Here is a 21,937-nt window from a genome sequence, read left to right as displayed (position 1 = left end):
ATGCGCATCCTGCTGCTATCGCAGTTCTATCCTCCGGTAATCGGGGGAGAGGAGCGTCACGTCCGCAATCTGGGCGCGGCGCTGGCGCGGCGAGGCCATCATGTCAGCGTCGGGACATTGTGGCATCCCGGATCGCCCGAAACCGAGCTGGACGGCGCGGTCCGCGTGCATCGCCTGCGCGGCACGCTCCAGCGTCTGTCGGGCCTTCACGCCGATCCCGAGCGCCGCCATGCGCCGCCCTTCCCGGATCCCGAACTGATGCTCGCCCTGAAGCGGCTGGTAGCCCAGGAGGAGCCGGACATCGTTCACGCCCACAACTGGATTTACGCGTCCTTCCTGCCGCTCAAAGGTCTGAGTGGGGCACGCCTCGTGGTTACGTTCCATGATTACGGCCTTGTCTGCGCGAAGAAGAACTTCATGCACTTGGGCGCCCAGCTCTGCAGTGGCCCCGCGGCGGCCAAGTGCCTGCCTTGCGCCACTGGGCATTACGGGGCGGTGAAGGCAGCTGTGACCACCTTGGGCAATTGGGCGTCGAGCTTCGCCGCTCGGCGCGTGGTGGACCGCTTTATCGCGGTGAGCCACGCGGTGGCCCGTCACAACGGACTCACCCAAGGCCACGCCCCTTACGACGTTATCCCCAACTTCGTGCCCGACGATGTCGGAGTGCTTGGCCCAGAAGACGCCTGCCTGCGGGAGCTCCCCGGGGATGGATTCATCCTGTTCGTCGGTGACTTGACGCGCCTCAAGGGCATTGACGTTCTCCTGCAAGCCTATGCCAGCCTGGAGCGGGCGCCACAACTGGTCCTGATCGGGCGCCGGGTCCCCGATACGCCAACCAAATTTCCGCCGAACGTTCAAGTCTTCAGCATGTGGCCGCATTCTGCCATCATGCATGCATGGCGGCGCTCACTGTTCGGCGTGCTGCCGTCGGTGGGGCCAGAAGCCTGCGCGACAGTGATCATGGAAGCGATGGCGTCCGGAAAGGCAGTTGTTGCAACCGACATCGGCGGCATGCCGGATATCGTCGATCATGGCGAAACAGGCCTTCTCGTGCCGAGCGGCGACGCGCACGCCCTCGCCAGCGCAATGCAGAGACTTCTCGAGGACCGCGCCTTGCTCGCCCGGCTGGAGGCGACAGGCCTCGCCAGGATCGAGCGCCTCAAGGCCGGAGCGGTCGTGACCCGGATCGAGCAGGTGTATCGGGACGTCCTTCGCCCAGCCCCTGGAAGGTCCGTGGTGCCGGCACAGCAAAGTTCGGGATAGTAATGATGTCGGTAGACCACTCCTGGACGGCATTTGCTCGCGTGCGCCGAGAGCTTCGAAAGAGCGCCGCGTTCGTGATGAATTCCGGCGCCATGGCAACCGGAACGGTTGCGGCGGCCGGTCTCGGGTTCGTCTATTGGTGGCTCGCGGCGCGGCTGTTTCCGCCGGAGGTGATCGGCAACACCTCTGCCTTGCTGTCCGTGATGGGACTTATCGGCACGCTGGGGGAGGCGGGACTCGGGACTATGCTGGTGGGTGAGATCGTCCGGAATCCCGGCAGGGAGCGCGGCCTGGTGGCCGCAGCACTGTGCTTCGGGGTGGCGCTGGGGGTCGGGCTGGCCTTGTTGTTCGTCTTCGGGCATGCGTATTTCGGCAGCTCTACCGAGCTGATCGGCGGCTGGTTCGTGGGAGTTGCATTCGTCCTCGGCTGCGGTCTGACCGTTCTCGCCATCTTGGCCGACCAGGCGTTCCTGGGCACCCTGCGCGCCACCGGCAGGATGATCCGGCAAGTGCTGTTCTGCACGTTGAAGCTGATGCTGATCGCCACCGCCGCGGTTGGCGGCTACACCTCCCATACCGCGCTTATTCTGAGCTGGGTGGCCGGTCTTCTGGCGTCCATCATCGGCGTGGACCTGTTGACCCGGGGCGGTGCGCGTCGTCTCGTTGGGCCTCCCGATTTCCAGCTGCTCCGTACGCTGCGGGGCAAGGTCTTCGACCACTACGTGCTCGACGTGGCCTTGCAGGCTCCCGGCATCATCATGCCCTACGTTGTCCTGGTTCTCCTGTCTCCGGCCATCAATGCCGCTTTCGTATCCCTATGGATGCTGGTCACCATCGCCTCATTGATTCCCGCGGCCATGGCCACGGTCCTGTTCCCCGTGGTGAGAGCGAGCCCGAAACAATCCAGACACGACATCCTTGTATCGGTTATGGCGTCATTGCTCTTTTCGCTGGTCTGCGCCGTTTTCATCTTCACCTATTCGCAGAAGATCCTTGCGGTCTTCAATCCGGCCTATGCTGAGATCGCCGGTTCGAGCCTGCGCTTCCTTGGCTTCAGCCTGCTGGGAACAACGCTTAAATTTCATGCCTGCACGCTGGCGCGGTTGGGCGACAGGATGCGCAAGGCATCTCGCTGGTTCGCGCTTGGCGGATTGCTGGAGCTGGGCTTGGTGATAGCTGGAGCGAGGCTTGGTGGACTTGAAGGCCTGGTCCTGGGCTGGACGCTCGCCACCAGCATCGAGGGCGTGTGCGCGGCCCTGACTTTGACCTTCGCAATAAAATCTGATTCTGCCGCCGGCGTCGTGAACGAAGAATCGCCCCCGTCGCCGCTCCTGACTTGAAAGACGGATCGCCTTGTGCGGATCCGCTTGTGATGCTCGAACGCGCAAGCCTGAGCGACGTGGTCGAAGCTTCAATTGCCCAAAGTGGTGTGATGACGTCGCCGGCGCGAAGGGCTGCGGTCCGCAAGCCGCTCGATGTGATGCTGGATAGCGTCAAATCGGTGACGGGCCGTGCTTGAGGATTTCTATGACACGCTGAATGACCAGCGGAGGGCGCAATTCGAGGCGATCCTGCGCGAGCATGTGAGCGAGCAAGCGCGACCGGGAAACCAACATCCAGCGCTAGCTACCAAGGCACTGCCAAGGCCGCTATGGAAGTCGCGATGAAATTCTAGGACGCTGATGCGCGATTCCTCCGTCACTCAGAAGTACGACGAAGAAGCCGGTTTCCGAAAAAGGCTAACGAACGGCGTTCAGTTCAAGGAGCTGTGCGAAGCGCTGTTCGCCGGCCTGTCAGGAAGAAACAGCACATCGGCAGATTCGGTTCCGGTTGTTCTGGCCTCAATCTCGGCTTGGCTTGCCTTTCGACGCCCGGTCCGGGACAGCAAGTATCCCTCGTATCCGTTATCCGACAAGAGGCGCAGGACTGCCAAAACGGACGCCCCGAACTTGTTCAATCCCTGGTCGGAAAGTTCGACGAACAGGGCCGGCCGGGCGAACCTCAGGATCTCCATCATGCCCTGAAGCGTCAGCAGTTCGGCGCCCTGCACATCGATTTTCACGAGCGCCGGGCGCCGGGCTCCTTTGTCCGCGAGCAGCCCGTCAAGCGTGACGGCGGTGACCGGCACGCCGGTGCCGTTCCGGGAAAGCTTGTGGTCGGACGGGTAAAGCGGGTTGATTTCGAGAAAGGTCGTGCCGGGCTCGGCGGCGGCGACCACCCTCAGCGCCTCAACGCGGCCAAGGAAACCTGCGTGCTCGAGCGCGGAAATCAGGCCGCTGTAATTCTGGTCCTCAGGCTCGATGGCGATCACCTTTCCGCCGTCGCCGACCCATTCAGCGAAGCGGAGCGTGAAGAAGCCGACATTGGCGCCGACATCGATGACCAGCGATCCGCCTGGCACGAATTCCCTGAGCTGATCGATCGGGCCTGCTTCAAAATACCTTTTGTAGAGGGGATAAAGCGCAAGATAGGCGCGGTGGAAGATCGCAAGACGCTGCAGGCCGAGCTTGGCGGTCAGCACATACAGCTTGATAGCCGAATCTCTGAGCAAGACTGCGAGCATTCAGGAACCATCCAGCAGATTTATTGCCAGTGGCTTGTCGAGGGGCCCGCTCGGAGGGGAGTCGCTCGGGCGACGGCACCGCAACGATCTTCGTTCAGTTGTGCAGACTTTATCACTCGATCAAGGTCTGATCGCGAGAACTAAAGAGGTACCACCCGAAGATCAGCATCGACACGCCGCCCCAAGGCCAATGGGCTGGATAATTCAACGGCGACCGATCGACGAAGGTCAAGCCTTGCCCGGGCCGCGGAGTACCTCACGACGGCGCCGAACGAGCCGATTCATCCCAAGGTCATGTCGAGTTCACACGGGATGAGGAGCGCGACGTTTGCCGTGCGACATGGAATGAGGCGAAGGCGTTGCGGCGGTCGGATAATGCGCGGCGAGGACAAAGAGGGTAAGGCAGCAGCGCTAAACCGACTGATACCTCTATAATCTCGTGCCCCTATGATCGCGTCGAGGCCCACCTGCCGCGCAATATAGTCGAGCTAACCTGTCATAGTTCACGATCGACTATCTGCTCCTCGTCGTTTCGCTTTAAGATTGGCCGTGCCATCGGTGAGCGGCGGCGACCATCGCAATTGCATCTTGGTCAAGCCCTCGTTACGAGTAGGGCAATATGAAAAGTATATCGAAGTACATTTCTTTCACAACGCTTATGATCGTCTCGTGCGACACGGGTGGTGGGGGCGGTGGGTCGTCGCTGCCGCCGCCAGCTGGGTACACTACCAGTCAGCTGATATTCGAGGACACCTTCACCGAGCACTCGCTCGACTCCACGAAGTGGATACCGGCGATCGCGGACCAGAACGGTATCTGGCAGCAGAGCGTGCCGTCGCCGTACTCCGCGATGAACGCTGGCGGGTTCGACGCCGAGTACTTCGACCCGGCCCAGATCAGCACTGGCCCATCAGGCTTGAAGATCGTTGCGACGAGAAGCAACCGGTTCGCCGGGTACACGTGGAAGTCGGGCGCTATCTGCACGCACGGCAAGTTCACGTTTGCCGGTGGCTACGCTCAGATACGCATGAAGCAACCGGACGTCAGCACTGGCGGATGGCCAGGCTTCTGGCATCTCGAGGGCGGGGCCGAGATCGACACGCAGGAGGGCGGGTTCCTCAGCGGCTCCGTGTCGGCCAACGCGGTGCTGGCAAACGCTTTGTTGGCTGCCACCAACGAGCAGCGGTTCTTCGATGCTGGTGTGGACCTGTCGGTCGGCTATCACGTCTGGGGCATGGAGTACATACCGGGGGTGTCAATCGAGTTCTATTTCGATGGTGTGCTCAAGCGAACCGTCACTACGAACGTGCCGACCGGTGCCATGACCCTGCTCATTAGTCTGAGTGTCGCCAACAGCAGCGCGTCTGGCTGGCACACGGCCTACGACAGTTCGACCCCGGCAACGCTCGAACTGGAGGTGACCGACGTTCAGGTCTACCACCTGAACATGGACCGACAGCATTGAGGAGTGACGACACGAAAGTGAGCGTATGTACCGCTCGACAGAACGGAGCAGGAACTAAGCTGCGAGCAGCGAGACGGCCAGCGCAACGGATGCAAGCCGTCGGTGGGCGCCGGATCGGCGACCACCGACGTGACGCAGTCCGCCCCTGCCGGGGCCTGCATCGACGGGCGCCCATGACAATGACCGCTTATGCTTTCCTTCAGCGCCGCCTGAGAGCGGGTGGGGAAAAACAGCCGAAAGACCCCATCAGCTACCCTACCCACCGTCCGAAGGGCCCTTAACGCAGCCCTCCTATAATCAACGCCAGAGAGCGATGTCCTCAGTGCCGCGCATTGGGCTCACGCCATCGAGGCGACTACCTCCAGCATCACCTCCGTCGCGCCGCCGGCGATGGATAAGACGCGGGCGTCACGCGCTATGCGCTCGATCGGACTCTCTCGCATAACGCCCATGGCGCCGTGGAACTGCACGCACGCATACAACACTTCGTTGACAAGTTCGCCGCAGATGGCCTTCAACATCGAGATCTCGCGCAGGCAATCATCGTCCGCCGCCATGCGCCAGGCGGTGGCATAGAGAAACTCACGGCTTGCCGCCACTTTCGCAGAGAGCATCGCAAGGCGTTGTCGGATCGCCTGCATGTCCCATAGGACGCCCCCGAATGCGCGGCGAGTTTTCACCCAGGAGAGGGTCATGTCGATCGCGGCCTCGGCCATCCCTATCGCCATACCTGCGAGAACAAGGCGCTCATTCTGGAAGTTGCGCATGATGGAGTAGAAGCCCTGTCCCTCCGTGCCGAGCACGTTCTCGGCAGGGATGCGGCAACCATCAAAGACGAGCTCCGCCGTATCGGAGGAACGCCAGCCGAGCTTGTCCAACTCGCGCGCGACACTGAAGCCTGGCGTCCCCTTCTCGACGAGGAACATAGTGATCCCGTGGCTTCCTGCCGAGGGATCAGTCTTGGCTGCGACACAGTAGAGATCCGCGTGGACGCCATTCGTGATGTAGAGCTTCGTGCCGTCGAGCACGTAGGAGTCGCCATCTCGCAGCGCGCGTGTGCGGATGGCCTTCACGTCCGAGCCCGCATCAGGCTCCGTGATGGCGACCGCGGTGATCACCTCGCCGCTGATTATGCCCGGCATCCAGCGCGCCCGCTGGGCTTTGGTGCCGTCATGAAAGACGTATAAGGAAGCCATGTCGGCATGGACCAGCATTGCATCGGCGACGCCGCCGTAGGTCGAGCGCCCGAGCTCCTCGGCGAAGACCGTTGATGCGACCGCGTCCATCTCGGCGCCACCATACTCGGCAGGGTAGCGGATGCCGAAGAAGCCGAGTTCGCCCATGCGGCGCAGGATCGGACGAGGAATGAATCCGTTCTCTTCCCAGGGATCCGCACAGGGCTTGATTTCCTCATCGACGAACCGGCGCACTTGGTCGCGCAAGAGCTCATATTCCGCCGCCACCCAAGGCAGTCCGGGTTCTCGTGCCGATACCCAAGCTTTGTCCATCATCTTCGTCCGCTCTGCATGCATCCAATGCAAAGGCACCGCCTGGATCGGTGCCGAAGGCCGGGGCATTCCGGCAAGCTAGAGTTCGATCTCCTCTCTCGGTCCCTCCGAGAGTGGGGAGCCTTTGGAATTTGCCACCCAACGCATTCCGTCGATCGCTTCCGCCAGTTCGGCGAGCGTCGGGCGCTCAAAGAGATTGCGAAGCTGCACGTCCACGCCGAAGATCTTGCGCATGCGCGCCACCGCCCGCATCACCAGGAGCGACTCCCCGCCCAAGTCGAAGAAGTTGTCGCGACGGCCGATTGCCTCGACCTTGAGGAGATCGCACCACAGCGCGGCCAGCGTCTTCTCGGTCTCCGTCAACGGGGCGGCGAATTCTTGCGCAGGCTGGAAGTTCTCCGCCGTCGGCTCGGGAAGCGACCAGCGGTCGATCTTGCCGTTGGACGTGAGCGGCATCCGTTCGAGGCAGACGTAGTGCGTCGGAATCATGGATCCCAGGAGTTCTTCGGCGAGGTGCGCGCGCAGCTCCGCGACGGTCAGGGGTTTCGACGAGACATAGTAAGCCACAAGTCGCGCGATGCCGTCTTCTGCCGCTGGCGGTTTGAGATCGCCCGTTTCGACCGTCCTTGGTGTCGTCGCCGGGTTGGCGATGGCGGTGACAGCGCATTCCTGAACGTGCGGATGCTTGAGAAGCCGGGCTTCGATCTCGCCCAGCTCGACACGTGCGCCACCGATCTTCACCTGATGATCGGCGCGGCCGAGAAAGTCCAGGCGCCCTTCCGAGTTCCAGCGGGCGAGATCCCCGGTCTTGTACAGCCGCAGTTTCGAAAACCCATCGCGAGGATCGGTGACCGTAAGGAAACGCTCGTCTGTCAGGTCAAGGCGATTGAAATAGCCCCTCGCGAGACCGTCGCCGGCAATGAACATCTCACCGATGGTGCCGGGGGCGGCCGGTCGATGTGCTTTGTCGAGGACGTAGATGCCCGCATTGGCGGCCGGAACGCCGATCGGCACCGATGCGGATTGATCCCGGTCGATGTCGAAACGGTGAATCATGCAGCCCACCGTGGCTTCGGTTGGTCCGTACTCGTTGTAGATCTCGATGGGATGGGGGATGGCGTTGGTGATATCGCGAGCCAATTCGGTTTTGAAGTCCTCGCCGCCCACGATGAACTTGCGCAGCCTTGTGGTCTCGAGATTGCGGTCGCGGATCATCGCGAGATGCGCCGGCGTCAGCTTCATGATATTGACGGCATTGTCGTCGATGACCTTGAGCACGACCATGCTCTGGACTCCGGGATCACCGCGATAGACCACGATGCGGCCGCCGGTGACGAGTGGCGTATAGAGCGTGGTAACGGTCAGGTCGAAGGCCAGGGATGAGAAAAGGGGCCATGCGTCACCTTCGCTGGAACCGTACACCCGAGCGGCCCACCAGATGTAGTTCACCAGGTTCCGGTGCTCGATCACAACGCCCTTGGGCGTGCCGGTCGAGCCGGAAGTGAAAATGATATAGGCGGCGCTGTCCGGAGTGGCAGCGGACGGCCGGGCCGAATCCGGCTGATTCAAAATCGGCCCGAAATCGGCGTCGAGCAGGAAAATGTCGGCAAGGTTCGGGGAAATGACGGATTGAAGGCGCGCCTGTGTGATCGCCACCGGCGCCCGCCCGTCGGTCCCGTTGGCAATGTCCTTCAGGATCGTTGCGAGACGCCCCTTCGGCGTCGCCGCATCCACCGGCACGTAGGCCGCGCCCGACTTCAGGACGCCCAAGATCGCGACGACGACCTCAATGGAATGCTCCATGAACACAACGACAATCCGACCTGGCCCAGCGCCGGTCGAGCTCAGATGCATGGCCATCTGGTTGGAGCGTTCGTCGAGCTGCCGGTACGTCAGCGTTGCGTCGCCGAAACGGATCGCTTCGGCGTTAGGACTGCGCCTCGCCTGGTCCCGGAAGAGATCGATGATCGTCCTGTCCGACGGGTAGGGTGCTGCCGTAGCGTTGTACTCGACAACCAGCGTCTTATGATCGGCATCTTTCAGCGGGGAGAGCGCTACGCCCTTCACCGCGATAGGCAGGACCTCGTTCATCAGATACGCTCCCCAGTGCAGAAATCAAAGATCAATCACGTCAATCGCCCAGCCCTTCGGGTTGCCTGGCGATAGAGTTCTGCGATGGCAGGCGCATCCGGCTCCTCCAGCATACGGCTATCGTTGCAGTCCTCGGGCCCGAAATAAAATTCGGCTTGGGGCATCACTCGAAGCCATTGGCGCGGTGCCGCACCCGATCGCATCCAAGCCTTGTTCGGAAGGAATATGAATACTCGACCCGAATACGGAGTGGGGATGTACCGCCGCAAAGCCGTGATCGCCGTGGATTTGAGTCGAGCTCTGCTCGCCAGCACCGGATCGGTCGTGACAGGCTCTTTGGGGGTCACGAGGGCGCCGACGTGCCCGCCAAGGTTCTGGAGACGCCTGCCGAAATACCGGAGACGAGCTCCGAAGGTCGGCAGCTTTGCTATCTCTCGCAGGAATGAATCGGCGGTGCGATTGGCAAAGAAATATAGTTGACGCGGCAATTCCTTAAAGATGATGGGGTGCAGAGGGCCAAAGAGCGCCATGCACGGGACCTCCGCTCCGCGTTGACGCAGGATTTTCGCCAGCTCGAGAGCGGTTGCAGCGCCGGAGCAGTAACCGGCGATGATGTAGGGACCGGTGGGCTGATATGCGACGATCTGGCGGGCGAAATACTCGGCAATATCTTCGACGCGTTCCATCGGTTCGCTCTGCCCATCGAAGCCGGACGGTTGGAGTGCGTAGAACGGCTGATCGCCACCCAGGTGCTTCGACAGGTCCGAGAATGAGAAGGGCGCCCCGATATGCCCGGGCACGGCATAAATGGGCGTGCGTGTTCCGCGAGACTGCAGGGGAATGATTGCTGGCTGTTGCTGAGCTGCCGCCGTGGCCATGTTCAGAAACGCGATGATTTCGCCCTTCCGCTCACGCAACTGGTTGGAAGACTCGGCAGTCAGTGCGCCAGCCGGGGCGTTGCAGCGCAGCCGGTCACCCTCTACCCAAACCTTGATGTCCTTGACCGCGAGGTCTGCGAGAAACTCCGGGATCTGCATCACGTCCGCCAACATAGGGCCTCTCGAGTTGGTTGCCCTCCTCGCTTATCTGTGGTGCATCGTAAGTGAATGACGGCATCGCCGACATTTCGATTCCGGACTACCACTCAATTCCGGACTGCCACGGTCCCGATGTACCCGGGTTTCGGTACGAAGCTATGGAAAGTCCAGTCCTCTTCCTCCCAAGAAAGGGGCTGTCCTAAACCGCACCCAAGGGCCTTTGAGACAGCCTCCAGCCGGGTCCAGCGCCGGAGGAAGCCTTCCGGCCGGTCTTGCGGGCCAAGGGCGGTGTAAGACTGGTACTCGGAGGCGGAAAAGCAGAGCGCTGCGATCTCGTCCGCTTCGGGCACAGGGAGAACGGCCTCGATGTCCACCCCAACCTCCTCCCGGGTCGAGAGGGCGACGACCGCGACATCTCCGGATCGTGAGACGCTGAAGTGCAAATCGCGAGCAGGCATGCGTCGCGAGAGGTAGGGTTTGCCTAGGCTTCCATATTCTATCTCGAGGTCGGACGGCGAGATTCCCAGTTTGGAAGCGAGGACCCGGCGCAGCAGCCCACGGGTAGTTTCAAAGCGGCGGCGATCCCGCTCCAGTCTCAAACCATCGGCGCGCCGACGTTCCTCTTCGTTGAGGCAAACGCCTATCTCGCGGATGACGTTCTGCTCCGTGTCGAGCATGAATGCCAAGACCTCTAAACCATCTTTCTCGAAAATCGGCATTATGATCCCGGGTCTCAGCCCGACTTTATCCAAAGAGTATGAAGGGGGCGGTTCCGGCTCCACGGGAGCGCCAGAAAATTGGATGAACTCGAGCACGGGGCAGACAGAAGTCATACGTGGCTCCCGATCGCTGGGAACGCTCATGCGCATAAGAACGGCAGCGCCGTTCATGCGATTCCCGATGAAACAATCACGTAAGGGCGAAAGCAAGGAGCGGCGGGTGGGTATTTTGATGTATGGATGGGGGGCTATAAAGCCACCTAGAAATGCTGCTGCTGCGAGGGGCTGTCGGAGGCGAAACGGCCAAATTTATCTTGACACCAATCTTGGCAATGAACTCGCGCCCAGTGATCTCCCTGTTCTGACGAGTAGGCTGCTGGCCGAAGTTACTTGGATGCGGAATCGCGTCAGATCAAAGCAGTCTCCGCGCGTCGCTTGCGATGCCATCGTCAGTTAAGATCCAATTCGGATTACCTCTTCTGACTATCGATCGGTTATGGTCGCTACGTTGCGTTTTAGAATCTATGGCTCCAGCGGTAGGAGTCGAACCTACAAGCCTTGCGGCGTCGCATCAACAGTGCGGTGCGTCTACCAATTCCGCCACGCTGAAACATAGATTAGACAAATTCAACCTCTCCTTGCCTCCCTTGCCAAACAGCCGACCTGCCGCTTCAAGGTCCAAGAGCCGGCCTCAAAGACTCGATCAGAATGGCAGCTCCCTTTTTGGTCGACATCTCAAGCCGCGGCCTGTCTCACATGAGCAGCAATGGTCCCCAGCACCCCCTTGGCCCCGCGCAGCTTTGCCTCAATGCGGCGCTCTGGACTGTCTCTGCCTATCGCGATCCACCGCAAAGGCTGCTCCGCATTGGCCAGGTGTGACTTGTGCCCGGCGGAGCCTGCCAGAAAATCGTAGCCGCACTCCCCGCGTCCGATGCTATCCTCAATCGCCAGCACATGGCTGATAAGCCCGGGTTTGAGCCGGCCGTCGCGCTCAAACACAAAGCCGCTTTGATAGTTGAGAACACGCCCGTCATGGACGAAGTTGTACAAAACACCAATTGTCTGCTCCCCAACCAAAGTCCGTGAGATGCGGACGGTCCCCGTGGGAACTCCCCGCGCAATAAGGTCCTCGTGAAAGCGACGGAAGCTCGGGTTGGCAAAGGATCCCTTATGTCTCCACCGCGCCTGATGGAGCTCGGCGAGCAAATCAAACGCGACGAGCGCGTCAGCTGTCGCTTCCTGCGTCCGGAACTCAATGGGGCCGCGTTCCGCATATAACCGCATGGCACGGCTTACCGCTTGACGAGTATTTCGGCCCAACGTGGCGCGGTAATTTCCGCCTTTCTGGCGGACTTTGGTGAAATCGATCCATCGTGCCGTATCTACCGCTTTGACCTCGGCAAGGAACCCAGCTCGCCCCGCGGTGCGACAAGCGGCTGAGTCAAAGTCCTGATCAATTCCAGAGAGCACCAGCTGGTCGGAGTAGCGCAAGTGACGTGCCAAGGCCTCGAGGCATGCCGCTCTAACGGCATCGGCCAGGGATCGCTCCGCTAGAATATTGTTGTACTCGATGAACAGTCGATCGAAACGAACGTCTCCGGTTTCATTGAGCAGCCAACGCGCTCGCGCATGCGGCCCGAAACTCCACGTCCTCCGACGGCAAATAATCGCCAAGCCGACAATCTTGCCTGACGTCCGAGCGACTAAGACGTGTGGTTGCGCACCCGCCGGGAGATGCCGTAGCCACGTTCCGATCCACAACCAGGATAGATAGAATGAGTGGGTGGCTCGCGCTTCGAGCTCCTTCCAATCGGTCTCAAGTTTCTCGATGTTCTGCAAGGTCTCCACACTAACGTCGATCACCGTATCCTGAGGCATGGCATGCTCGTCTGAAGCCACACGATAGCGCTTCGCATTGAAATCTGAGATGTAGCGATTGATAACTGAGAGACGTAGCGAGATCCTGACATGCTCCCCTCTTTCAAATACTTTTCCGACCGAGTAGCTTCCATTGCGCTATTGCGTTGAATCAAGGCAAAATAACAGGCAAATGAGGCTCCTCGAAAGAGGCAGCTTCAGTCTTCAGCACGATGCCGTCAGTACTTTGCCAACGCTATAGCTCGGGCTGCCGTTGGGAATTGCCACCCCGACGGCAAACCCGTTTGTTAGGCGTCAATTCGGATTGATCATCTGATCAGCCAGCACGCGCCCAGGCCCTGCTTCGTTGAGAGTGCTCGCGGCCGGCAGGTTGTCGCCGGTCGGCAACGAGGTTGGAACCGGCGAGCCGGCTGGCTCTCTTGGCTGGCTTTCGTCCATGCTTATGTTGACGAGGTCGCCTGGCCGCAAAAGGGTCATCCCGTCGGACTCGATGCTGACCGGCCCGGCTGGCGATTGCCGCACGATTTGATAGGTCACCCTGTTCGCGTTCGCTGTGAACTGGGCCGCAAACTGGGCGCGGGTCACCGGCAACGTGTACAGGACGCCTTCGCTGGCGTTCAAGTCGTGCACATTGGTCGCGATCTGATTCTCCGTCGTCTCAAGCTCGACCTCAAGATCGTTCGTGTGGTCGGCGCGGGCTTGCATCACCTCAGCCTCCAGCGAAGCGACGCGCTGCTTGGCGCTCGAGAACCGGTTAAGGGCGTCCTGCCGACGTTGTTCCGCGTCAGACAGCTCGGCCTGGGCCTGGTCCATCATGGTCACGTTGAGAACTTTGCGGTTCACAAGCGTTTGCATGGTGTTGACGCGCTCCTGGCGCAGCTTGACGAGCTCGTCCAGCGATTCCATGTGTCCATACGCGACGACATCCTGCTTGGCTGCCTCCAGCGCCGCCAGGCTCGCGCGTTCGCGATACTTGCGGGCCATGGCGAGGGCATTACGGCGGTCGCTCTGCTCATTGACGAGATTGGCGGCTTCGGTCGGGCCGGCCAATTCCAGCAACTGGGACGGGATCTTGGGCGCCGTCCCGTCGCGCTCGGCTTCCAGGACGGCCGCGCGCGCGAGCAGTTTCACCATGGCATCGATCGCCCCGCTCCGCTTCTGGGTTTCACGCACGGCTTCGATCTGCTGCCACGGCTCGCTCGAGCTCTGGTTCAGTCCGCCGGCCAGCGCGACGGCATGTAGGATCGTCATGCCGGGCGCGTACTTGAACGAGCCTGGATTCTTGACCGGCCCCAGCACGTAAATAGGCGAGCGCTCCAGCGACAGGATGTTGACCAGCCCCTTGCGGCCAAGAAGTTGGTTGAAGGTTTCCACCAGGTCGTCCTGTACTTGCTGCGCCGACCGGTTGGCGACCGGAACGGAGCCAAGCAAGGGCAAGGAAATCGTGCCGTCCTCCTGAACAGTATATTCGCCGCTCAGTTCCGGACGCTGCAGGATGCCGCCCAGGGCCGAGGCCGAGGACGTGCCTCCCCACTTGTCTTCCTCGACGTCGACTCGCTCGTAGAACGCGAGCTTGAGGCGGTCGCCGACGCCGAACGGGCTGCCGGTTGGCGCGTTTGGTTCAATGCCGCGTGTTCCGGAGCGCTCGGAATTGGTGGCGACGGCAGGGGCTGCGTTCCTTTCGATCGACGCAGCAGGAGACGAATCCGGTCCCGTTCCGGGAGTTTTGGAACCCTCAGCGCTAAGGATGACAGGCGCGGCACTCGGTGCGGTGAAAGCGGCGGCCAACGTACCCGATCCAGGCATGACCGCGCGGGACGGTTCGGCTATGGTTTGAGCTGGTTGATCTTGCCAGCTGTCAATAGCAGAAGAGACTTTCTGCGCCAGGGCTCCGAAACCCTCCTCGACCCGCTGCGCCAGGGTTCCGGAGACCTCCTCGACCCGCTGCGCCGTGGTTCCGGAAACCTGCTGGACCCTCTGCGCCAGGGTTCCGGAAACCTCCTCGACCCTCTGCGTCAGGGCTCCGGAGACGTCCTCGACCTTCTGCATCGCGGGTCCGGAGGCATCCCTGAGGGCCTCCCAGTTTCTGATCGCGCCCGCTCCCAGAGCGGCGACGCTGGAGAGCCCCATGACAAGCAGGACGCCCTTCATGCCACTCCGGGCCGAATTTGACGAGGAAGCGACGGGTTCGGAGGCGGGTTCGGAATTGTATTTTGTCTCTATTGCCATGGCACGTGACCTTCACTTTTTCAGTGGTGACCATCCCGTCTCGAACTGGTCGAGCCGAGCAAAGGCTGCGCCTTATCGTGACCCTTCACCTCCAACGGCACAACTATCCTTTGTGGGCACTCCTTCCGGATAAACACCGCCTGCGCGGGCTCGTTCAATGATGAGATTGCTGCGCCGCAGACGAACCTCTTTGACGGCAAACGAGACAAGGCGATCGAACGCGGCGAACAGCCGGGATTGGTCGGCCGACAAAGCGTCTCGAACCGCCTGCGGCCCAACATACATCTGCAGGACGGCTGGGACATCCTCCCGATTTCATCGTCCAAGCTTTGGAGAACGAGGAGATCACCATATACGCCTCCTAGCCGCAAACCCGATCGAGGCTTTGGGTTTGAGAATCCGGATAGTCCTCGACGATGCTGCCCTACGCCTAAAGAGGGTATTTGGGCGCCTAAAGAGGGTATCTTGGCATGGGATATCGTGGCGTAAGGTAATTTAGGCCAAGGAATTAGGGCGGTTGGCGCGTTGCGTGCCGGGCACTACACCGGGTCTTAGGGACGTCGAGCGCCACAGGTTAGAGGAAGTTGTGATGACAAGGCAATCGTTTGTAACAGTGCTTGTCGGGGCGAACGAATTACTTCGAGAGGGTCTTATTCGAATCCTGGATGCAGAAAAATTTCGTATTCTCTCCTCTGCGGCTTGTGTTCACGATCTTCTGCAGAAATCGCTACCCCAGCACCGGTCCATCTTGCTCATCGTGGATGTAGACGGCACTGGGGGGGATGCCGGATTTGGGCAAATTGCAGACTTTAAAGCAATGTATCCGACCAGCCATGTCGTGGCGCTAGCCGATCAGTGTCGATCGAACGATATAGTTTCAGCCTTTCGCGCGGGGGCTGACGCGTATTTGACCAAAGCCGCTGCTCGTGAAACCTTCATCAAGGCCATCGAATTGGTTATGCTTGGCCAGACCGTGTTACCTGCGGAAACATCGACTTTTATTCAAGAAATTTGGCCCATTATGAAGTATGATGCGGTGCGTGATTTGGCAAGCGTGGCTGTTGAAATCGAGGACGAGGATAGAGAGCTGTCAGTTTTGTCGAATCGAGAAAAATGTATCCTTCGTTGCTTGATCGAAGGAGAGTCTAACAAAATCATCGCGCGCAAAATTGACATCGCCGAAGCTACGGTGAAAGTACACGTCAAGGCAATCCTTCGAAAAATTCGGGTCCGCAACCGTACTCAGGCTGCAGTTTGGGCGATGAATCACGGCGTGCTCACTCCCTCGTCCGGCAATGGCCTGTCAGGGAACGAAAAGATCGCCATTCAGCCCTCCCACGATCAGCAAGAGCTGATTGGAGCACAAAAGGGATACCGCTTCCTCAAGCACTCATCCGATGTGACCGCCGCCTCTTCTTGATATAGTCCCGCCGGGCTGCTCGTGGTCGCAGGCCGAGCTTCGTGCGAAATCACAATGTGCCTGCAGCTAACTCAACGCTCGAAGGACTGGGTTCGACCGGGAGACATTCGCTGGGCTCGCCGGGTTGCGCGGAGTCGACTATTTTGCCACGGCTTTCAGCTCAGGCAGGCCAAATTCTTTGGCAGTTACATCTCGCGAAAAACGAGCGGTGGATCATCGGTGAAAAGGCTTGAACTCGCCCGACGGTGTGCTAACAAAAATTTGCCTGTGTCGTCGGGCGAGGGACAGAAGCAGCCCATTTAAAGCTAACAGATTTTCAACATCCTTTTTTGAAGTTGAGAGGATGCATCAAGGTGGATAACGCACAAATTGCTCCTGGATTTTCGCTCAACGAAGCCCGAATTGGAACGGTCGTGGGCGGAGAGTCGGGGCTCCTGGTCTGGAAGTTCGATCAACTGGTTGCAGTCCTTACTCGCATCGACGAGGAAGCCTACTCGACAAAGGGCAAATGGTTCCTCGAGACAGGCTTCGGGTTGCTAAGCGGGCAGCACAAGAATTTCGATACGATCGAGGAAGCCCTGAGCTGGGTGGGCAGACATACCTTCTCTAGTTCAGCGACTGAGCGGTTGAAGCGGATGGACGAGACCGGGGGCGGCGCTGCGCCAGGCCAGCGGCTACCAGCCGAAGATTATATCGGGAGCTTGGCGTGACCGGCTGGTCGGGCGCTCCCGAAGAAAGACGTCACCTTGCGCGGGTTTATGACCGAATTTGACGAGCGGCCTGAAGGTCGCGCGCTCGGTCTGCGAATTCGTGCACACCCACAAAAAAGGCGCTGACCAGAACTGAGCAGGATCGTGTGGACGCGCCGCGCCGGCGGGCGCGGTGGGTCCAGCATCGACACCAGGTTGAACTCGCCCTCTTGGTGACCGGAGGCAATTTCATTCCGCTCTAGTCACTGCAATGAGGATCCTCGACCTTCACTTTCGCAGAGCTCCTTCCGCGAAGAGATCGTTGACCTTGTAGGCGACTTCCGTGCGGTTGGTCGCCTTCAGTTTCTTCATGATGTTTCGGATATGCACCTTCACGGTGCTTTCACGCAGGTTCAGCTCATAGGCGATGACCTTGTTGGCTTTCCCGCGGCAGAGCGCTTGGGCGACCTCGGCTTGCCTTAGAGTGAACATTCTCGACAAAGGCTGCGTGTCGCGGCTTTCTGACTCGATCAGATGCCGCATGGAGAGAACGCTGCTTGCCGGAACAAAGATACCTCCTGCTGCAGCAAGGTTGATTGCTTCGACACACACATCGATACCGACTGAGGTCGGAATGTAGCCTCGTGCGCCACATTCGAGTGCTGCCAATATCTGTGCAAGGTCCTCATTGTCCGCCAGGACAACTACAGGGATCGATTTGAACTCAGACGATATGCGCCTGATCTCGTCGGCCGTGACATGATCGGTGACCTTCCGACCGCCAAGGTTGAAGAGTATGGCGACCAGGGGAGGGGCTGAGCCCTTCTTCATGCGCCATTCTTCGATCGAACCCATGGCTGCGACCGCCATGCCAAGTTCGTGGTCTACGAGGGCCGATGCAAGACATTCTCGGTCCAAGGCCCTTCCATCCAGTATGAGAAGGCACTGCTCATGACGAGCATTTTCGGTTCCGTTACTCGAAACCCTTGGCTGATTCAAAGAGGTGTAATTAACCAGTCCAGCTGAGGAACTCATATTACCCACCCTATTGCCCACGAGCCGCCCCCGGCGGCCGACCATCCCTTGTTCCAGAATTTGGAATTTTTAGGCTGGATCGCTTCATCCTGACCACACAGCTGTTCCCGCCTACCCCAGCGAAGAACGGCTAACGTACTCTAGGGTGGTATTATTAGCGGTCGCTAACCTAGGTTAATTTTTGGTAAATTTGCAAATAGGCGGTGCCGACCAGGCCTTGAAGACGCCGCGCCACAGGTTCCCAGGCACGCCGCTATGCCTGCTGATTGAAAACCGATCGCGGGAGCAGGCTGGATTCGCCAGGAGAAATCTAGCTGAGGTACTCTTTCTCAAACCCGGCCGATTTTACGAGGTTCTTGCGGTTGAGAATCTCGACATGGCCAGCCTTGAACGAGACAAGACCGGCACTGCGGAGTTCCCTCAATGTCCGGTTCACGTGAACGGGGGTCATTCCGAGGATGTCCGCCAGTTCATTCTGAGTGAGAGGGCAGTCATACTTCCCGTGAGCGGACAGGCCAACGTTGGAGAGCCTTTCCTCCAATTCGAGCAGGAAATGGGCGGTCCGGCTCATTGCATTGCGCCGCCCGACATTCACTAGGTGCTCGGCTAGAATGGCATTCATCCGTGCCAGGGAGTGGGCAATCTTGCTGCCGAAAGTAGCCTCGGACAAGATTCCCTCGACCAAGGCCTTCCTTGGTATCGGGTAAACAGTCGCATCGGTTATGGATGCTAGCGAAGCGAACCGTGGTCCGTCTACGGAGCGGAAGCCGACAATGTCTCCCCAAAGGGGAGTGTCAATGATCTGCCGTTCTCCGTCCGGCAGCCCGCGGTAGAGCAGGGTCCAGCCTGACTTTACGATGAATATCGTATCGTCGTCGTCATCCTGGCGACATATGATCGAATCGGGTTTGTAGGCTCTTGGGGTAACACCGAGAAAATGGGTGTTGACCCACTCAGCCTTCGACCACGTCTCCCCAACCGGACGTGGGCCTATGAATTGCGACAATGTCTGCATGGAGATCAGCAATTTCCCCAACCCTACCACAACCTACAATAGTTAATTCTTGAACGCCAGATGTGAGCGGCTTCACAATGAGCTGGCTATGGTAGCAACGCTCGATGGAAAAGAACACTTCTCCGACCTCTGCAACGCCGCAACGACTTCGAAGTTCCGTATCAGCCTCCTAAGGTGGAGAGAGCCGATGTCTTCGCCGGGGATGGTGCGGCCTTCAGCCGAGGCGTCATTTGCAACCGCCTGACTTTGCGCATTTCGCGTCCAAAACGCGATTTGGCCGGTTGCGGAAAGTTGCAATTGGGAATTTGCACGCCTGGCCTCAAGAATGGTCGGGCAGGGCGGCTACTGTGCATGTCTCCCAGAAATGTGCAGCGATTGTGGGAGACATGCATCAAAACAAACGGCGGCTTGTCGGCAGCATCATCCCGAAACCGGTCGGGCACTTCCGGCCCCATTGCGGTCATTTTGGAACATGGCTCCGAAGGGCCGCGTATGTTTGCAAAGGAGGCATTGGGGTTAGCTAAAGTCGACTGCGTCACAGAACCATACGGAACGATGCGGGAAGATTTCTGATTTCGACCCACGAAAAATAAATAATCAATGTACTCAATACGTCCTCCGGGCCCACCAACTATTACATATCAATGCCTTGCGCTTATGCCTCGGGAATCAAGCGAGCGCTGCCAGATAAATTGATGAGTTTTAGATCGAATGATTTTGGGCCCGTTGGTTAATTTCTCGGTAGGTTGATGTCACCTGTGAGACGTAGCGGGACGGGGCATTCTCTTGGATGTCCATTCGGACCCTCCGACGCGTGCTGAAGCCTGGTAACTCCAGTCTCCTCGGTCCGGTCCGAATAACCTCCCGAAGCCCACGCCTAGATCACCGTCTCTCCTCCATCGACAACCAGAATCTGGCCCGTCATGTACGAAGACCGGTCGGACACAAGAAACAGCACCGCCTCCGCGATTTCTTCGACGCTTGCCCAACGACCAAGCGGCACTTTTTCGCGGATGTAGGCTTCGATGGCTTCCCGCCCTCCCATCTGGGCGATGAAAGGGCCATTGAACGGCGTGTCGACCCAACCGGGGCAAAGCGCGTTGACGCGAATGCCAAAGCGGCCGTAGTCGCCCGCCATCTGCTTCGTCATCGCGATCACCGCGTGCTTGGTCGTCGTATAGGCGATCATCTCGCGGTCGTAGAGCACGCCGGAGCTCGATGACGTGTTGAGGATGACCCCGCGACCCGCCTTTTTCATGAACGGCATCACGATGCGGGCACCGAGGAAGTGAGCACGCACGTTGAGCGTCCAGGACGTGTCGAAGCCTTTGACGCTCACACCGAGCACGTCACCCTCTACCTGTACGCCGGCATGATTGTGCAGGATGTCGATCCTGCCTTGTGTGTCGATGAAATTGCGGAAACAGGCTTCAAGCGCCTGATCGTCGGTCAGGTCGAACACAAGCGCTTTCGCCTGGCCACCTGCGGCAACAATCTGGTCGACGGTCGCGTTCGCGCCGTCAGCGCTGCGGTCCGCCACGCCGACCACCGCACCCTCGCGCGCGATAATCAGAGCTGCCGCCCTGCCGATGCCCGATCCTGCCCCGGTGACGATTGCGGTCCTGTCCTTCAGGATCATCTTTCAGACCCCTTTCTCCCTGGCCCGTAATCCTGCATCATCCGGCGGACGAGCCTCGCCGGCTTGGGTGCGCGCCGATCAATCTCTGGGGAAAAAACAGGCATGTACGACTTCGGCCCCTTCAAGTTCGAGTCGAAGCAGGATTTTTTCGACAAGGCAATCCGTTTCTGGAATCCCGACAAGACCAGGTTCTGGCAGAAAGCCGGGATCGATCTGGTGATCGGCAAGCGGGAAGGTTATTTCCTCTACGACATGTCGGGCCGCCGCCTGATCGACCTGCACCTCAATGGCGGCACCTACAATCTCGGTCACCGCAACCCGGAACTGGTCGAGACCCTGAAGAGCGCGCTCGATTATTTCGACATCGGCAATCACTGGTTCCCCTCCGTGGCGCGCACGGCGCTGGCCGAATCCCTCGTCGATGTCTCGCCGGGAATGAAATATGCGGTCTTCGCGCCGGGCGGCGCGGAGGCGGTGGACATCGCCATCAAGAGTGCCCGCTATGCCACCAAGCGGCGCAAGATCGTATCGATCATCAAGGGTTATCACGGGCATTCGGGGCTCGCGGTGGCGACCGGCGACGATCGCTTCACCAAGATCTTTCTTTCCGACCAGCCGGAGATGTTCATCCAGGTCCCCTTCAACGATATCGACGCCATGGAGCAGGCGCTGCAGGGCGAAGACGTCGCGGCGCTGATCATGGAGACGATCCCCGCCACTTACGGCTTCCCGATGCCGAAGGACGGCTATCTCAGCGCCTGCAAGGCGCTGTGCGAAAAGCATGGCGCGATGTACATCGCCGACGAGGTTCAGACCGGCCTGATGCGGACCGGCAGCATGTGGGGCTGGCAGGCCTATGGCGTCCAGCCGGACATCATGGTGACGGCAAAGGGCCTGTCCGGCGGCCTCTATCCGATCAGCGCGACGCTGGTGAACGACAGGGCCGGCGGCTGGCTCAACGAGGATGGGGCCGCCCACATCTCGACCACCGGCGGGGCCGAGCTCGGCTGTGTCGTCGCCCACAAGGTCATCGAGATGCTGCAGCGGCCTGAGCTGGTTGCCAATGTCGGCACCGTGACCGAGTTCATGGCACAGGCCATGGGCGAGATGCTGGCTCGGCACGGCGACATCTTCACCGGCGTGCGCCAGAAAGGCGTGATCCTCGGCCTGGAATTCAGCAATCACCCGGAGGGCGCCGTCTTCGTGTCACGCGCACTCTACGAGCAGGGCGTCTGGGCGATCTTCTCGTCGCTCGACAAGCGGGTGCTGCAGTGGAAGCCCGGCGTGCTTCTGGATCGGGAAACCTGCCAGGACATCATGAATCGTTTCGATGCGGCAATGCCGCGCGCCCGGGAGCTGCTGCATCAGGCAGGCAAGGCGAATTGA

General features: G+C 59.9%; 17 protein-coding genes and 1 tRNA gene. 7 read left to right on the top strand and 11 right to left on the bottom strand.

Going from position 1 to position 21,937, the window contains the following annotated elements; translation table 11 throughout:
* Genes EJ072_RS09600 through EJ072_RS35910 form a run of 3 tightly spaced genes read left to right on the top strand, consistent with a single transcriptional unit; the run spans window position 1 to window position 2,782 of the window.
* Complete coding sequence (locus EJ072_RS09600) at window positions 1–1,263, top strand: glycosyltransferase family 4 protein (RefSeq protein ID WP_126079479.1); 1,263 nt, start codon at window positions 1–3, stop codon at window positions 1,261–1,263.
* A gap of 2 nt (window positions 1,264–1,265) precedes the next feature.
* Window positions 1,266–2,603, top strand: a complete 1,338-nt coding sequence (locus EJ072_RS09595) for a hypothetical protein (protein WP_126079478.1) — start codon at window positions 1,266–1,268, stop codon at window positions 2,601–2,603.
* 32 nt (window positions 2,604–2,635) lie between these two features.
* The gene (locus EJ072_RS35910) at window positions 2,636–2,782 is read left to right on the top strand and encodes a hypothetical protein (protein WP_189343269.1); all 147 of its coding nucleotides are present in this window, start codon (window positions 2,636–2,638) and stop codon (window positions 2,780–2,782) included.
* A gap of 234 nt (window positions 2,783–3,016) precedes the next feature.
* Here EJ072_RS35910 and EJ072_RS09590 read toward each other — a convergent pair whose 3' ends face one another.
* Window positions 3,017–3,784 carry an FkbM family methyltransferase gene (locus EJ072_RS09590; protein WP_189343268.1) on the bottom strand — a complete coding sequence of 256 codons (768 nt, stop codon included), beginning with the start codon at window positions 3,782–3,784 and terminating at the stop codon, window positions 3,017–3,019.
* A gap of 661 nt (window positions 3,785–4,445) precedes the next feature.
* Between EJ072_RS09590 and EJ072_RS09585 the strand changes: the two genes are divergently transcribed.
* A complete protein-coding gene (locus EJ072_RS09585; protein ID WP_126079476.1) occupies window positions 4,446–5,291 on the top strand; it encodes a glycoside hydrolase family 16 protein in 846 nt (281 codons plus the stop codon).
* Between the two features lie 338 nt (window positions 5,292–5,629).
* On the opposite strand, the gene EJ072_RS09580 is transcribed toward EJ072_RS09585, so the two are convergent.
* The 7 genes from EJ072_RS09580 to EJ072_RS09550 form a co-directional block, all read right to left on the bottom strand.
* Window positions 5,630–6,802: an acyl-CoA dehydrogenase family protein gene (locus EJ072_RS09580; protein WP_245467262.1), complete on the bottom strand. Its 1,173-nt coding sequence runs from the start codon at window positions 6,800–6,802 to the stop codon at window positions 5,630–5,632.
* Between the two features lie 75 nt (window positions 6,803–6,877).
* Window positions 6,878–8,890, bottom strand: a complete 2,013-nt coding sequence (locus EJ072_RS09575; protein ID WP_126079475.1) for a non-ribosomal peptide synthetase — start codon at window positions 8,888–8,890, stop codon at window positions 6,878–6,880.
* A 35-nt stretch (window positions 8,891–8,925) separates the two neighbouring features.
* Window positions 8,926–9,942 (bottom strand): thioesterase domain-containing protein, encoded by a 1,017-nt coding sequence (locus tag EJ072_RS09570; protein WP_126079474.1) that lies wholly within the window; start codon window positions 9,940–9,942, stop codon window positions 8,926–8,928.
* A 92-nt stretch (window positions 9,943–10,034) separates the two neighbouring features.
* Window positions 10,035–10,646, bottom strand: coding sequence for a 4'-phosphopantetheinyl transferase superfamily protein (locus EJ072_RS09565; RefSeq protein WP_245467261.1), 612 nt, complete (start codon window positions 10,644–10,646; stop codon window positions 10,035–10,037).
* A gap of 525 nt (window positions 10,647–11,171) precedes the next feature.
* Window positions 11,172–11,256, bottom strand: a tRNA-Asn gene (locus tag EJ072_RS09560).
* Between the two features lie 125 nt (window positions 11,257–11,381).
* The gene (locus EJ072_RS09555) at window positions 11,382–12,524 is read right to left on the bottom strand and encodes a GNAT family N-acetyltransferase (protein ID WP_126079472.1); all 1,143 of its coding nucleotides are present in this window, start codon (window positions 12,522–12,524) and stop codon (window positions 11,382–11,384) included.
* Window positions 12,525–12,818: 294 nt separating this feature from the next.
* Complete coding sequence (locus EJ072_RS09550; protein ID WP_189343267.1) at window positions 12,819–14,675, bottom strand: polysaccharide biosynthesis/export family protein; 1,857 nt, start codon at window positions 14,673–14,675, stop codon at window positions 12,819–12,821.
* Between the two features lie 667 nt (window positions 14,676–15,342).
* On the opposite strand from EJ072_RS09550, the gene EJ072_RS09545 reads away from it, so the two are divergent.
* Window positions 15,343–16,173, top strand: a complete 831-nt coding sequence (locus EJ072_RS09545; protein WP_126079470.1) for a response regulator transcription factor — start codon at window positions 15,343–15,345, stop codon at window positions 16,171–16,173.
* A gap of 353 nt (window positions 16,174–16,526) precedes the next feature.
* Complete coding sequence (locus EJ072_RS35905) at window positions 16,527–16,883, top strand: hypothetical protein (protein ID WP_189341961.1); 357 nt, start codon at window positions 16,527–16,529, stop codon at window positions 16,881–16,883.
* 267 nt (window positions 16,884–17,150) lie between these two features.
* On the opposite strand, the gene EJ072_RS09535 is transcribed toward EJ072_RS35905, so the two are convergent.
* The 3 genes from EJ072_RS09535 to EJ072_RS09525 form a co-directional block, all read right to left on the bottom strand.
* Window positions 17,151–17,897, bottom strand: a complete 747-nt coding sequence (locus tag EJ072_RS09535; protein WP_189343341.1) for a response regulator transcription factor — start codon at window positions 17,895–17,897, stop codon at window positions 17,151–17,153.
* Between the two features lie 310 nt (window positions 17,898–18,207).
* Entirely contained in the window at window positions 18,208–18,912 is a 705-nt protein-coding gene (locus EJ072_RS09530; protein WP_126079468.1) for a Crp/Fnr family transcriptional regulator, read from the bottom strand.
* 877 nt (window positions 18,913–19,789) lie between these two features.
* Window positions 19,790–20,551, bottom strand: coding sequence for an SDR family oxidoreductase (locus EJ072_RS09525; protein ID WP_126079467.1), 762 nt, complete (start codon window positions 20,549–20,551; stop codon window positions 19,790–19,792).
* A 102-nt stretch (window positions 20,552–20,653) separates the two neighbouring features.
* Here EJ072_RS09525 and EJ072_RS09520 point away from each other — a divergent pair, with 102 nt between their 5' ends.
* Window positions 20,654–21,937 carry an aspartate aminotransferase family protein gene (locus tag EJ072_RS09520; protein ID WP_126079466.1) on the top strand — a complete coding sequence of 428 codons (1,284 nt, stop codon included), beginning with the start codon at window positions 20,654–20,656 and terminating at the stop codon, window positions 21,935–21,937.

Source organism: Mesorhizobium sp. M2A.F.Ca.ET.046.03.2.1 (genome assembly GCF_003952425.1).
Classification (GTDB): domain Bacteria; phylum Pseudomonadota; class Alphaproteobacteria; order Rhizobiales; family Rhizobiaceae; genus Mesorhizobium.
The sequence above is the reverse complement of the archived record's forward strand: the minus strand, read 5'-3'. Positions and strand labels throughout refer to the sequence as shown.

Bases quoted from the DNA above. Each gene is read 5' to 3' on its own strand.
- EJ072_RS09565 (WP_245467261.1), bottom strand. From the start codon at position 10,646: ATGCCGATTTTCGAGAAAGATGGTTTAGAGGTCTTGGCATTCATGCTC.
- EJ072_RS09550 (WP_189343267.1), bottom strand. From the start codon at position 14,675: ATGAAGGGCGTCCTGCTTGTCATGGGGCTCTCCAGCGTCGCCGCTCTG.
- EJ072_RS09530 (WP_126079468.1), bottom strand. From the start codon at position 18,912: ATGCAGACATTGTCGCAATTCATAGGCCCACGTCCGGTTGGGGAGACG.
- EJ072_RS09520 (WP_126079466.1), top strand. From the start codon at position 20,654: ATGTACGACTTCGGCCCCTTCAAGTTCGAGTCGAAGCAGGATTTTTTC.
- EJ072_RS09525 (WP_126079467.1), bottom strand. From the start codon at position 20,551: ATGATCCTGAAGGACAGGACCGCAATCGTCACCGGGGCAGGATCGGGC.
- EJ072_RS35910 (WP_189343269.1), top strand. From the start codon at position 2,636: ATGCTCGAACGCGCAAGCCTGAGCGACGTGGTCGAAGCTTCAATTGCC.
- EJ072_RS09595 (WP_126079478.1), top strand. From the start codon at position 1,266: ATGATGTCGGTAGACCACTCCTGGACGGCATTTGCTCGCGTGCGCCGA.
- EJ072_RS09580 (WP_245467262.1), bottom strand. From the start codon at position 6,802: ATGATGGACAAAGCTTGGGTATCGGCACGAGAACCCGGACTGCCTTGG.
- EJ072_RS09535 (WP_189343341.1), bottom strand. From the start codon at position 17,897: ATGAGTTCCTCAGCTGGACTGGTTAATTACACCTCTTTGAATCAGCCA.
- EJ072_RS09545 (WP_126079470.1), top strand. From the start codon at position 15,343: ATGACAAGGCAATCGTTTGTAACAGTGCTTGTCGGGGCGAACGAATTA.
- EJ072_RS09575 (WP_126079475.1), bottom strand. From the start codon at position 8,890: ATGAACGAGGTCCTGCCTATCGCGGTGAAGGGCGTAGCGCTCTCCCCG.
- EJ072_RS09600 (WP_126079479.1), top strand. From the start codon at position 1: ATGCGCATCCTGCTGCTATCGCAGTTCTATCCTCCGGTAATCGGGGGA.
- EJ072_RS09555 (WP_126079472.1), bottom strand. From the start codon at position 12,524: ATGCCTCAGGATACGGTGATCGACGTTAGTGTGGAGACCTTGCAGAAC.
- EJ072_RS09570 (WP_126079474.1), bottom strand. From the start codon at position 9,942: ATGTTGGCGGACGTGATGCAGATCCCGGAGTTTCTCGCAGACCTCGCG.
- EJ072_RS09585 (WP_126079476.1), top strand. From the start codon at position 4,446: ATGAAAAGTATATCGAAGTACATTTCTTTCACAACGCTTATGATCGTC.